Genomic DNA, 14,202 nt, shown 5'->3' on the forward strand with positions numbered 1-14,202 from the left:
ATGCTTAAATTACTTATAAATGGAAATAAAACAAAGAAAGAATGGAGGTAATCCTCCATTCTTTCTTATATCAGGATAGTTTGGTGCTTATTGTTTAATGAATTTGAACACCTGACCGCCTGAGGATCCATTTATCCGAATGAAATATTGACTATTGGATAGATTACCTATATCAAATATCATTCGCTGAGATGACTGTTTCCGTATTGATGCAGGTCTGACCTGGCGACCCAGCACATCAACTACTATTACATCCCTTTCGGTAACCTTGCTGAAATCGCCCACTATCATCAATTGTGAACTTGCAGGGTTGGGGAATATTGATGCCCCTCCGGTTACTTCCACTGGCACAGCCCTTGAACTGGCAGCAAGTGTGATCGGACCATTACTGTTACACTTGTTGGAAGTGGAACTAGCCTCACTGGATGAAGATGATTTCTTATTCTTCTCAACAGAACTGATAAGCCAGGTTATCTTGGTACCATTGAACAGGATATAGAATTCATGCGTTCCAGGCAGGAAGAGTTCAGGTGGATTACCACTTTTTTCTGCACCTGGAGAAAGAATGATCTGGTTTTCTTCACCCAACGGCACATAGATGATTGTTTTGTTGAGGTTCTCGTAGGCATATCTGGCCCTGAAAGTTAAACCATCAACCGGATTCTCAAGTGGCTCGATACAAACCAGAACAGGCCTGATTGCTTTGGTATTTCCTCCACTTGGATTCACATACAATGCAGATGGCGTTCCTATTATGTTATAACTATTAAAGTCCACCAGGTTTGTACTGTTGATATTGCGGAATACAGAATAAACACCCGCCGTTAAATTATTGGCAGATACAATTGCATTATTGCTGTTCCGTATGGTATAAAGGTCATTTGATACTACACCTGCCGGATCTGTAGTTGAACTGAAAACAGGAACTGGCTGGCCTACTGTAAAGTAGTAAACCGGTGATCCCATGGTTACTATCAGATCCTTTTTACCCACATTGAGGGTTCCATTGATCCTTGTTACTTCATAGTTGGCAGGGTCTGTAAATATTGACCTGATACTGTAACTGCCAACAGGATAAATGGGGCCTGTAACAATAGTATTATCCGCTTTCCGCACTTCATGGGTTATTCCTGCTTCACCAAAAATGGAGATATCATCATCAACATCTGTTTCCTGGTTTTTCACATAACCAGACACTGTTGAAGTAAGTGTGACCTCATTACCATACTGTATGCCCTTGTTCTCCGCTGTAACTGTTAATGGTGCTTTGTTGACTGTAAGATCACCCGGCTCATATTCAATGATATAGTTTCCGCTGGCAACCGGCAGGTAAGCACCTGGAATGATACTGTGCGGGTTGTCATTGTTGGTAACAGTAAGACCGGTAATTGTGTTGATGGAGATATACCCTTCAACATAGCCACGTGCAATATCTGATTCATCAAGAATCACAACAACACCTGAATTGGATATTCCATCAAATAGTGCACTGTTTACAACAGGTTCACCATTTGCCCTTACCACACCATTTTCTATTTGTGAGTTAAGGTCAGGCACAACGTTAGCTCTGACAACACCGTTCAGATCAGGCGCCAGGCTTATATTGGCGAAAGGATAAGCTGCATTGTCTATAACTACATTAGCTCTTACCACCCCGTTTGCGTCGGTAGTGAAGTTGATATAATTGGCCCTTACAACACCATTGGCCCTTGTTACACCATTTGGTGTGATGCCGCTGCCCGATACCGGAATATTATCAACGATCACAAAACCATTAATAATTGCATCAGCATTTACAATAGCATTTGCTCTAACCACACCATTAGTGGTATTTGCCCTTACCACACCATTCTCATATGGTATGCCGTTGGCTCTCACCACTCCATTTGCAATACGGTTCAGATATTCATAAAATGACTCCGCAACAATATTCGCTCTGACCACGCCATTTGCCCTCACTACGCCATTTGCCCTTACCACGCCATTTTCGAATGTGACGGTTGAAAGGGTGGCCAGGTTGCTGAGATTTGTAAGGTCAAGTTCTTTTGCAAGCGCATAGCCATTGGCCATATAGAGATTATGTTCAGCCCTGATATTCTCAATTATAGATTGATCAACATCTACCTCTGTACTGTATTTAAACTGGACGGGCTTAAGGTCTTCACCATAAGTTATCACCTGGTCTTCCGGCTGAATTTTAACCTTCAGTTTTTCTATGGCGATAATGCCATTTATAATTTTATAGTCATATTTTTTAACCAGGTCTAATGGAACACCATTTTCAAATCCTTCAATATTAACCTGTATAGAAACAGGTGTACCGGATGGACTTAAGGCGGTTGCAGCTGTGGTCAATAATACGGTACTTACATCAGGATCACCAGCGTTAGGCCCAGGTTTAGTCAGCCCAAGATCACGTAATGTAAGTCCATCAGGAAGTGGCTGACTGAGATCCACCGGATTTTCATCATCCCCAATTAGCAATTCATATTCAAAAGAGGTGGGTATTGGTGCACCAAACTTTTTGGTATATGATTTGGCCCTGACGGTGATCGGCGTTCTGGCTGCATCAAGCAGGTTGATAACATTGGAACATTGTCCATCAGTTCCCGTCTCACTTATTGATGGATTGCAAACCCGCACTTCGGGGTTACCCTCAAAAGGATCTACAATTGCAGTTAAGGTCTTGTTGACAAGATCAACTGTTGTTGGATACTTCACGCCATCAATCTCCAGTTGTGAACCTTCCACCAGGTAGTTGCCTTCCACCAAAACAGTTATCTCAACTTTCTGGTCAGGGGTAGTAGATGATGTTAAGGAAATAACTTCCGTTATGACAGGTTTTGGATTGGCTTCGGTTAACAAAGCCTGGTATGCATCTAACATACCATTTCCACTCTTGACATCATAATCACTTCCATCATTGGTAAAGTCAAGTGCTGTGGATTGAAACACTTCCCTTACCTCATTGTAATTAAAGGCCTCACGGCTGGGATTGAACTTATGTCTTGTTTCCAGCAACAGTGCTGAAAGTGCAGCAGCATGCGGTGCTGCCGCGGAGGTTCCAAAGAAACTGTTGTATCGTGGAGTGCCATCAGCATTCAATGGCGCTTCAGGATCTACAAATGGCTGGCCGTCTTTATCCAGCAATGGACGGTTGCCCAGGCTTACACTGGTATTAACACCATCAGGCGCAACAAAATCAGGCTTGTTAGTGGAGATGCCATTGATAGGACCTCCCCATGAGGAGAACGGTTCAACCTGAACATTGGTAACACCATAGGCCGGTGTAAGATTATATTGAACCGCACCCACTGAAAATGCTTCCGGTATATTGGCATGACCAATAATAGTAGTAGCATTCGGGTTGCCTTCTATTTCTACATTGCCCCTGAAGAGGATATATTTAAAACTTACATCCGCACCTGCATCCGGACCACTCGCCTTCACGATCTTAAGATATGCAGTAGTTGCATCCGATACCCTGAAAGGAAAAATTTCCAATGGATCGGAACCAGTGTTGACCCTGTTATAGCCGAGGATATTCTTACCTGTATAATCGGTCAGATAAACGTCAAGGTCGTAGTCTGCTCCATCTACTTCACCAGCAGAATAGAAATCATCATCCCACTGAAGTATGAGCATATAATCACTTACTCCTCTTCCTTTAAGGAAGAGTTTTTGTAGCGGCTGACCTCCTGTTAATGGTATCACTCCTCCATCCGGAATAGCCGATGGAGAGAATTTTCCCTCATAGGATTTGCTGCCAAAGTTTCCAGCGGATGTGAAATACAACACACCCTGGGATGTAACTTCTTTAATGGCCTTGCTTATAAGTCCTTCCCTGTAAAAAGGTGCCGTTGCATGGGTGATGTCATCAACAATAATATTACAGTTGATTTCTTTCAACCGGCGTATTCCTTCTGCCATATCGCTTTCAGAAACAAATCCTGTCCTGAATGCGAGCTTTGCACCAGGCGCAACTTCATGAATGATTTGCAACATCGCCCTGCCTTCATCTGATGTTTGGAAGGGGAATGGGAAATCACCATCAGGTAGCTCTACTCCACCACCTGGCATATTACCTGCAGGAAGATCACCCTCCGCTATATCAGCTGCAACAGGCGTTCCCAGGTAACTGGTCTTATTTATTACCCGATCGAGCATGTTGTAACTATCCGATAATACCCCGATCTTAATATCCTGTTCGGCACCTGCCTGGTTTTTGAATTTTGCACCTGTGATGGTATATCCTGCGCGGGCCGACCTGGCACCCATACTACTATCACCACCTGTTTTATACAGTCCGCCATCACCAACAGCAAGACCAAATGGTGCAACAGTTTGACGAACCTCTTTGAAAAATTCAGGGTGTCCGTTCAGTTCAAGCAATTTGCTGATCTCATAGAATCCGGTGATCCTGTAGAAGGATGGATTATTCGAGATCTCCGTTTGGTCAAAGCCATTTATTGCAAGGTGATTTGTTGCAGCACTTATATTGTCAGACTGAAGAATAGCATCAATTAATACACGCCCGCTATTATTGGGATCGAACTGGAAAATACCCTGTCCCTCACCGTAAGTAGGATCCGCAACCAGTTGTGTGAGATTGGCATTAACGATCGTAAACACTTTGAAAGGGTTCTCATCAACTGCATCATTAACACAAGATGTTACTTTTACCACATCTGTGAAACTACACTCGTCATTGCTTACAGTCAATGTATATGTTCCCGCTGTAGTAACGGTAATAGTAGCCTGGTTTGGATCGGTTATGATATTACCAGTGGGTGTACTCCAAGTATAGGATGGATTAGGAATATTAGTAGAGCTTCCATTTAATTGAATGGAAAGCTGATCACATGCAATATTGGCATCTGACCCGGCATCTATTGTTGCATTTTCACAATTACTAACCAACGGTGAGTGAACCACATTAACACCACTGTTGATCATCACATTTTTACCACTCCAGAGTGCTCCTGTCAGATCAGTATTGCCGGTGCCTGATCCTATAGTGATTGAACCATTCGGCGCCCAAACAGTACCGAGCCAGCGCGATTGTGTTGAACTTGATCCGTTTGCTATCAGAAAGCTGTTTCCGCTTGCATCACCCGAACCATGCACCTCTGTATATATTCTTGTGGCAACACTAGCGTTGGTAGAACCTGCCGGACCTTCTTCAAAACTTGTAGCCACCTTGCTTAATAGCATATTTCCTTCTACCTGGATAATGAACTTGCCGGTAGTTGATCCGTTGAAGTCAAAAATGAATCGGTTGGTATTGGTAAGATTTATTGACTTGATCTTATATACTCCAGGGCCATTGAACCTTATGGTTTTGTTACCAGACAGGTTAATGTTACCATAGCCATTGACATCATTAGGCTCAAGCGTCCTGTTATTGGTTATATTTCCTGCACCCCCAGTAAATTGAATAAAGGGAGGGAGTGCTGGCAGAACCGGTAACTGGTCAATAAGCAATTCCGGTACTTTACTTGGACCGCTGTATTGTGCGCCAGCAGGCTGGTACACGGTTCCGCTAACGGTTCCTGCACTGATAAAAATGTCACCATTTACTACAAGATTTCCTCCAAAAGCGGCGCCGGAGCCTGTCTGCAGAATATTGCCCGACGCACCAGCTTTGTTTGCGGCAGTAACAACACCATTCACAATGTTACCATTTGCCAGTTCTATTCTTCCATCACTGTGAAGGCTACCCGTAAATAGTACATTACCCGTGGACTTCACCATTTTTGTACTACCGACAGCGCCTCCGGAAATGGTATTGGAAGTGCTGATCTGCACACTTTCCACTCCGAACATAACAAATTGATTCCGGTTCAGTGTTTGTGTTTGTGCCACCACAACTGAAGAAACTGATAAGAATAATAAAAGGAAGGCAAAATTACATACCCTTAGGAAAGGCTTTTTCATTGTTAGGTTCATTAAGATTGTCAAGGCACACAACCTTAATGGGCACCAGATGATAGTCGGCGTCGGTTCCGGAAATCAGGGTGCCATTGCAGTTAGGCGTCTTGCAACAATCGTGAGCAAATTTTTAATACCAGGTTCGATCCGTCAATAAAAAGCGGGTAAATAGATTCTACGTATTGATAGGAATGGATTAGGGTGGGGGTTCGATCTCGAAAGTTAAGTATTTTAATGTTTATAATCAATGGTTGACATAAGTAATATTTCAACTATTCGATAAAATGGACTTTTCATTCTGGGCCCGGAGGCGCTGACAGAGGATTTTAATGAAGCCCCTGGCCACTTCAGGACGGGTATCCAGTAGCTCATAAAAGGGCTCCTGGTCTATCCGGAATAAAGTGCAGTCCGCATAGGCCGTAGCACTTGCTGAGCGGGTTTCTGCATCAAGGAGGGATAGCTCTCCGAATACCTCTTTTTCATCAAGGATCGCAAGTGTTGTGATCCCCTTATGAATCTTCACCTGTCCACGGTGGATAATGAACATGCAATCACCAATCTCTCCTTCCTCAAATATGACGGTATCTTTTTCAAATTCCTCCTCCTGCATGAGTGGCGCGAGGTCGGCCAGGATGTTTTCCGGCGTTTCACTGAAAATAGAAAGCGCCTTAAGGATAAGGACTTTTTCTATTAATAATAATCTATCAGTGGATGTAATCATAATTGCATTTGTTTAAGCGAGTGCATACCGCGCTGTTTCCTGTAATAGCTGGCTCTCAGAATCAATGTACTTCCTGAATAGCAGGTGATCAACGCGGATTCCATATTTACGCGATATATATAATGAACAGGCCTTGGTCCAATCCTGGTAACGGATAGGCCTCTCCGTGAGTATCCTGCCCATTATCTGGTCAATATTCGTGTATTCTTTTTCTGTAAACAGTTGGCGAAGGGCATTGCATCTTTCCTGTATTCCGGTGTTTTCAAACAGGATATTGAAATATCTGGCGATATCTTTCCTTACGGTCACTTCAATCAATTCCATTGCATTGGCTATTGATTCTTTTTGATTGGAAAGAAAGCTGTTCCTGACCTTATTGATCTTTTCCCGGTCATACATACATCCGAATAAGCAAAGGAGTAACTCCCTGATTTCATGCAGTTCAATTTTTATGGCATTGGATAACAATTCAGATGGAATATGTTTCCGGTTGAGGGCAAGTTGCATATGAAGCAGTTCTGCTCCATAGCGGGTATAGGCACGGGCAAGATCTTCCATTGTTTGCCTGGATTCATTGGTGGCTTTGAATTTACTTCGGTATAGCGCCTTGATAATAACTGGAAGTAAAAGTGATTCCTGCCCCAGGTATTTACTTAACAGGAGCTTGGATTCCGAAGTACCGATCTTGCCGAGTACAGTTACCAACTGCTCGCTAAGGGAAAAACCGGGACGGTGTTTATCTATATAATTTTCAATATGCCCTACTGCCTTCGGACCTGCTCTGAGCAAAGCGGCGATAACCGGTTTCTCATGTTTTGGTAAATGTGAGAGCAAGGCTTGCAGCGATTCATCAGTTGCTGCTGTTCCAATGGCACGTATCGCAACTGCTGCCAGTTCTGGGACTTCTTTTCCCCTGATCAATGCTGCATGCGCGGGGTGATCATATACATTTCTTGTAGTGTATAAGATCTGGAGGCCCGAATCGATCTCCATTCTTTCATTACTTGTAAGTAACCTTTCCAGCTCCTGCTCAGCTTCTGAATGGATAGTCTTATTCTTGTTGGTGAGCATGCCTGTTAGGGCTGCCTTCCTGACTGCACCATCCTGGTTATGTAGATATGGTGAAATGGTCTGGTGGTCTTCCGCTATACTGCAGATGGCATTCACTACTTCCAGCTTTACCGTTTCATTTTTTGTTTCTTGCAATAATGTTTCTAACTGGTGCTGTAAGGGCACTATCTGCTTCAATCCGATAAGCTTTACAGTTTCAAGCTTAACCGCTTCTGATGGGTGGGAGAGAAAATAGCCTAGCAATTCTTCTGAAATGGGATTCTGTTTGCTGGCTACCATATTCAATATGCTAAGTACTTCCTGGTCAGAACCATTGGTAATTTTATCCTTGATCTTTTGGAGCATTTCCGGATCATTCAGCGAAAATTCTTCCTGGCTGAAAAACCTGCTTGAAATAGTGCTGATCAGCATATTCAGATATTCCTTGTTAACCCATTTTATTCCGATGATCCAGAGAACTGCAAGCACGATCAGCGTATAGCAGATGGTGATCAGGTTTACCTCCTGCTGCATTTTGAAAAACACAAGTAATATAATGCCGCAAAACAAGGTGGCGAAGGGATCCATGATGCCTTTAATGATATTGTGCGCCCTTAATCTTTCATGCGTTGGGAGGGGTTGCATGATAGTTAACAGAACTGGAGAATTTATGGATGTTCGTAATACATCAATGGCAATAGAAGTTGCACCGAAAAGATAAAAGATCTGTTTTTCATCTGAGCTCATCCAATTGGCAAAGAGGTTCATGAGTGTGAGCAGTATCAGAATTACAGGAGTAATAAAAAGAGATGATCTCACACCTATCGCTTCTGTTAACCTGCTGGTGAAGATCGTTTTCGTGATCAGGGCAATGATTCTTAGTCCCGCCATGAACATAGCTATGAACTTAGCCAGCTCAACATCATCACTGTAGGCATCTTTAACGTTGGCATAGAGTCCATAGTTTACCAGGATGATACAGGCTGATGCCAGCATGGATATCATGGCAATACGCCTGATCATGACAGAGCTTACAAAACTCTGCATTAAGGTTTGTATAGTGTTGGAGGAATGATGCACCCTTTGCTTTGGATGTGCATGGGCAAAATGGCGATGCTCTGATTTTGAGATGCTCCTGAAGAAAGGGATTGATACAAGCATACTGACCACACCCAGTAACAGGAGGTTGAGGGTTCCGGTATAAGGAACAAAGATCAGGGCAAGGGTATATCCTATGAACTTTGCAGGGATATCGCCTGAACTGATCACACCGAACAATCGCTTGCTCTGCCTGATATCAAATAGGCGGGAGGCTATTCCCCAGAATTCAAGATTGTTTAATAGATATAGTACATAGAACCAGGCCAGACTGAAATAATAAAACCAGTCGCCGGTAAAAACATTTGATCCCACCCTTACGAGCAACATACTGGCGGCCATAAAGATGATGATCCCTTCATTGAAGCGTGCAAAATTCAGCTTATGCTCATAGTAGCTGTAGATCAATCCGGTTAACCAGAGAAGTACAGAAGAGAGTACCATCACCCAGGGCAATTCATAAACCGGAAATCTTTCAAGGAAGCGCGCGAATTCGGCCGTAAAGAAAAAGGAGATGCCAGCACCCTGGAAGAACTGGAGCCAGAATAATTTTTTGACGATCCACCATTCACTGGTGTGCACATTAAGGACATTCAACCAAAATCGGTTGGTACGCATAAGCCGGTAGGGATTTAGTGGTTTCTGTTATTTTCCTGAAGCCTTCAGACTTTTCAGAAAATCCATTTTCCGGGGTTGTCGGATCATTCGTGAACTGGCTGTGAAATAATGGTGCTTTTCAAAAAAGCCTATTTGCAATGGATCCCAATCTTTTTCTTCTTTAATAACACCAAATACAAGAAATTCTTTTTTCAGATTATTGCTGATAGGCGGAAAATCGTCTCGTCCAAGGTAATCCAGGTCTGCATCGCAGATAACCTCTTCCATCAGGTTGGCAGGATTTTGAGGGATCTTTGTTGCCATTATCATCCCACTAATTCTGTCAAGATCTCCTGTTGTTAATGAATTACCTCCAAGGTCATGCAGCATAATTTCACAGGATCTTTCTTCATGCCCTTTATAGGTATCAAGAAAGCCCGTGTCATGATACAAAGCGGCAAGCTTTACAAGCAACAATGCTTTCGGGTCGGATATTTTTTCTTCAATAGCGATTCTTTCAGCCTGCTCCAATACATCTAATGTATGAGCCAGGTTGTGATAGGTAAGCCTCTTATCAAGCCCTTCCGATAGTCGGGCAATGATCTTTTCTTTTAGGGCCAAAAAGCCGGTTTCAGTCATGGAAGCCAGGATTACATATTTTTATGAATTGCTAACCTGAACGAAATATAATAAAAAAAGCCGCTATTTTCAAAAGCGGCTCTATTTTATCAGGAGAATATTTCCCTTACTTTTTCGAAGAAACTTCTTTCATTCTTATCGGGGTTAGGTTTAAAGTTGCCCGAATGCTGCAATTTTTCCATGATAGCCTTCTCTTCGGCGCTTAGGTGCTGAGGAGTCCATACATTAATATGTATAAGCTGATCGCCCTTCTCGTAACTGTTTACAGCTGGGAATCCCTTTCCCTTCAATCTGAAGATCTTACCACTTTGTGTACCCGCCGGCACTTTGATCTTAGCCCTTCCATCAATGGTTGGTACTTCTATCTGGATACCAAAAACGGCATCAGGAATGGATATATGAAGGTCATAAGCCACATTCAACCCATCGCGCTGAAGCTCTTTATGCTGTTCTTCCTCAATAAGGACGATTAAGTCGCCCGCCATCCCACCTCTTTCTCCGGCGTTACCTCTTCCGCTTACATTAAGTTGCATGCCTTCCTGCACGCCGGCAGGAATATCGATGGTTACTGTTTCTTCGCCATAGGTTCTGCCTTCACCTTTACAGCTTCCGCATTTGGCGGTAATAGTGGTGCCCTCACCATTACAGGTAGGGCAGGTAGTAACAGTTTGCATCTGACCCAGGAATGTATTGGTAACCTTCTTGACCTGGCCGCTTCCGGAACAGGTTGAACAGGTCTGAACGCTGCCCTTATCTTTTGCACCTGATCCTGAACAGGTATTGCAGACCACATATTTTTTTACCTTGATGCTTTTAGAAACGCCCTTGGCTATTTCTTCAAAGTTCAACTTCAGTTTTACCCGAAGGTTGCTTCCGCGAACACCACGGGCCCTTCCACCGCCCCTTGCTCTTCCGCCACCAGCGGCACCTCCAAAGAAGGAGCCGAAAATATCATCGCCGAAAATATCACCGAACTGGCTGAAAATATCATCCATGTTCATATTGCCCTGGCCTCCAAAACCCCTGGCGCCGTTCCCTACTCCCGCGTGACCATAGCGATCATATTGTGATCTCTTATCTGCATCACTCAATATTTCATAGGCTTCAGCAGCCTCCTTGAATTTCTCTTCCGCAGCTTTATCACCCGGATTTCTATCTGGGTGAAACTGCATGGCTACTTTACGGTAGGCTTTCTTTATTTCATCTGCCGATGCTGTTTTCTCTACCCCCAGTATTTCGTAATAATCTCTTTTCGTTGACATCAGATTGTTATACTTGTGCTTGTTACTTACCTACCACCACTTTGGCAAAACGGATGATCTTTTCATTCAACAGATAGCCTTTTTCCACCTCGTCCAGAACTTTTCCCTTAAGACCTTCCTGGGGAGCCGGAATCTCGGTTATGGCTTCATGCTTATCTGCATCAAAATCGGTCCCGATACTTTCCATTTGTTTCAATCCCCGGGAGTGCAGGATATTTCTTAACTTATTGAATATTAATATGCTGCCATCTTTGAAAGAGGCTATATCAGCATTGGATTCCAATTGCTTCTGAGCACGGTCAGCATCATCCAGCACTTCCAGCAACTGGCCGATCACTTCCTTTCCGGCAGTCTGGATAAGCTCCAGCCTTTCTTTGGCGGTGCGTTTTCTGAAGTTGTCAAATTCAGCCACCTGCCTGAGATACTTATCTTTCATATCAGACAATTCCATCTCCAGCTTCTCCAATTCACCTGATTCCTTAACCGGTTCATTCAAATGGCTGGTGCCGGGTACATCACTATCCGCGTTGATATCAAAGTCGGTTGTTTCTTTTAAATCTTTCTCTTCCATAATTGAACAAATTGGCAGCAAACCTAGTACATTTTGCCATTTTTGACGGAAAGTTGGCTTTTTTAGTACTGGTTCAGCTTTCATTTAAGATGATTGTATAAGGGGCAATTTTTTTGCCAGAGCTTTATTTAGGGACATTTTGTCTTCTCTCCCAGCCGGTCTACACCTTACCTTTGCCGGCATGACAAAAGTTTTTCTTAAAAAGAAAGTTAGCAGGCGTGTTGAGAATGGCCACCCCTGGGTATTCGGCAATGAAGTAGGTAAGGTAGAGGGACCATTGGATGGGGGTGATATCGTGGAGCTGCTCACACATGATGGGAGATTCATCGGCAGGGGTTATGCAAACCCTAAATCCCAGATAATTGTAAGACTGTTAACCCGAAATAAAAATGAACAGATTGACGAAAACTTTTTCCTGGAAAGGATTCGGTCAGCATGGAATTATCGTCAGCAAATTGGTTATACAGAAAACTGTCGTCTCATTTTTGGGGAAGCTGATTTCCTCCCGGCACTTATCATCGATAAATTCAATGATTATTTTGTTTTACAGACACTGGCATTGGGAATGGATATCTGGAAGCCAGCCATAGTGAAGGCGCTGAATACCATCTTTTCACCTAAGGGAATATATGAAAGAAACGATGTGCCGGTTCGGGAATTAGAAGGACTTCCTCAGCTAAAAGGGTTTTTATCTGAACCTTTTGATACCACCATCATCATCAACGAAAATGGACTTAAGTTCAGGGTAGATATTGAAAATGGCCAGAAAACAGGCTACTTCCTCGACCAGCAGGATAACCGTCGTGCCATCCGCCATATTGTTAAGGATGCGGATGTATTGGGAGCTTTTACCTATACCGGCACATTTGAGATCCACGCGGCGCATTATGGGGCAAAATCAGTGGTGGGACTGGATATTTCTCCTTCGGCAGTAGAGCAGGCCAATGCCAATGCCTCTCTTAATGGCTATTCTGACAGGTGTAGCTTTCAGGTGGTCAATGCCTTTGATGTATTAAAACAATGGAGCAAGGATGGGCGTCAGTATGATGTGGTGATGCTTGATCCCCCCGCATTCACCAAGAGCAGGGAAAACATTCAAAAGGCCATTACCGGGTATAAAGAGATCAATCTGAGGGGAATGAAACTGGTTAAACCAGGGGGATTTTTAGTAACCACCTCCTGTACCAACCTGATCCAGCCCGAACTGTTTCTGGAAATCATTCAGATGGCTGCTTATGATGCTAAAAGAACATTAAGGCAGGTTGTATACCAGACCCAGGCCAGCGACCATCCTATTGTATGGGGATTAGAAAACACGCATTACCTCAAATTCCTGATCGTTCAGGTGCTTTAATAATAGCTTAGCAGGAGGGAAGATTTTGTGTTAGCGGGCAACCTGGAAGCGACCGGATTCTACAACCTTCCCGGTTTTATCACGTAGCTGGAATATATAGACCCCTCGATAATACTGGGTTAATTCAACCGTAGTTTTAGGGGTTATATTCTTTTGTTCAAATACTTTCTTGCCAAGAAAATTATATATCTGGAAAGTGTAATTGCGTTCGAATTGGCGGGGGAAATCAAATGTTATCTGGCTGATTGCAGGGTTAGGGTAAAAGCGTATTGCCGGTGTATTATTAACCGGCAGGCGGGATTGTGCAACCCCTCCTGTGTACAAAAACAATAAAATGGATAGTGTAAATATTATCCTCATTGGCGTATTTGTATGGTTATAACGCTTAAACAAGATATTCTATTTTCTTCAAAGTTACAATCCACACCTGAAATTAAAGAAAGGCCGGTAAATATCCCGACCCTTATGAAAATTCTAACAGAATATTAGTTTAAATTATCAAGTGTCTGACGGATTGCGTTAAAATCTGGCAGTTCACCTACATTATCAAGGATCTCAGCATATTGGATGACGCCCTCCTTATCAATTACAAAAGCCGATCTTTTTGAAACCCCTTTCATTTCAAAGGCAAAAGTTTCCATCAGGGAGTCATATGCTGCAGATACTTCCTTGTTGAAATCACTCAGCAACGGGAAATTCAGTTTTTGTTCTTCTTTATATTTTGCTAGTGAATAAACGGAATCCACACTTATGCCATATACCTGGGCGTTGGTATTATTGTAGAAGGCAATATTATCACGAACATTACAAAGTTCCGTGGTGCACACGCTTGTAAAAGCGAGCGGGAAAAATAACAATACTATATTCTTACCCTTCTGGTCAGCCAGGCTTACCTTGTTTTTTGCTGAATCAAACAAACTGAATTCGGGCGCTTTTTGTCCTTTACTTATTTTCATGGAAACTATTTCTTTGCATCATA

General features: G+C 43.1%; 9 protein-coding genes. 1 reads left to right on the forward strand and 8 read right to left on the reverse strand.

What is annotated here, in order from left to right:
* Positions 1-87: 87 nt before the first annotated feature.
* The 6 genes from V6M43_RS01585 to V6M43_RS01610 all read right to left on the reverse strand — a co-directional run bounded on the left by V6M43_RS01585 (position 88) and on the right by V6M43_RS01610 (position 11,869).
* Positions 88-5,937, reverse strand: a complete 5,850-nt coding sequence (locus tag V6M43_RS01585) for a S8 family serine peptidase (protein WP_332732295.1) — start codon at positions 5,935-5,937, stop codon at positions 88-90.
* Between the two features lie 262 nt (positions 5,938-6,199).
* Entirely contained in the window at positions 6,200-6,652 is a 453-nt protein-coding gene (locus V6M43_RS01590) for a Crp/Fnr family transcriptional regulator (RefSeq protein WP_332732296.1), read from the reverse strand.
* Positions 6,653-6,664: 12 nt separating this feature from the next.
* On the reverse strand, positions 6,665-9,418 hold the full coding sequence (locus V6M43_RS01595; RefSeq protein ID WP_332732297.1) for a hypothetical protein: 2,754 nt from the start codon (positions 9,416-9,418) through the stop codon (positions 6,665-6,667).
* Between the two features lie 27 nt (positions 9,419-9,445).
* The gene (locus tag V6M43_RS01600; protein ID WP_332732298.1) at positions 9,446-10,036 is read right to left on the reverse strand and encodes an HD domain-containing protein; all 591 of its coding nucleotides are present in this window, start codon (positions 10,034-10,036) and stop codon (positions 9,446-9,448) included.
* An 89-nt stretch (positions 10,037-10,125) separates the two neighbouring features.
* Positions 10,126-11,298: a molecular chaperone DnaJ gene (dnaJ, locus tag V6M43_RS01605; RefSeq protein WP_332732299.1), complete on the reverse strand. Its 1,173-nt coding sequence runs from the start codon at positions 11,296-11,298 to the stop codon at positions 10,126-10,128.
* 22 nt (positions 11,299-11,320) lie between these two features.
* Positions 11,321-11,869 (reverse strand): nucleotide exchange factor GrpE, encoded by a 549-nt coding sequence (locus V6M43_RS01610; protein ID WP_332732300.1) that lies wholly within the window; start codon positions 11,867-11,869, stop codon positions 11,321-11,323.
* 181 nt (positions 11,870-12,050) lie between these two features.
* On the opposite strand from V6M43_RS01610, the gene V6M43_RS01615 reads away from it, so the two are divergent.
* The gene (locus V6M43_RS01615) at positions 12,051-13,223 is read left to right on the forward strand and encodes a class I SAM-dependent rRNA methyltransferase (RefSeq protein ID WP_332732301.1); all 1,173 of its coding nucleotides are present in this window, start codon (positions 12,051-12,053) and stop codon (positions 13,221-13,223) included.
* A gap of 30 nt (positions 13,224-13,253) precedes the next feature.
* On the opposite strand, the gene V6M43_RS01620 is transcribed toward V6M43_RS01615, so the two are convergent.
* Both V6M43_RS01620 and V6M43_RS01625 read right to left on the reverse strand, forming a co-directional pair.
* On the reverse strand, positions 13,254-13,583 hold the full coding sequence (locus V6M43_RS01620; RefSeq protein ID WP_082022131.1) for a T9SS type A sorting domain-containing protein: 330 nt from the start codon (positions 13,581-13,583) through the stop codon (positions 13,254-13,256).
* Between the two features lie 125 nt (positions 13,584-13,708).
* Positions 13,709-14,179, reverse strand: coding sequence for a redoxin domain-containing protein (locus V6M43_RS01625; protein ID WP_332732302.1), 471 nt, complete (start codon positions 14,177-14,179; stop codon positions 13,709-13,711).
* Positions 14,180-14,202: the final 23 nt, after the last annotated feature.

The organism is Flavihumibacter sp., assembly GCF_036676075.1.
Taxonomy (GTDB): domain Bacteria; phylum Bacteroidota; class Bacteroidia; order Chitinophagales; family Chitinophagaceae; genus Flavihumibacter.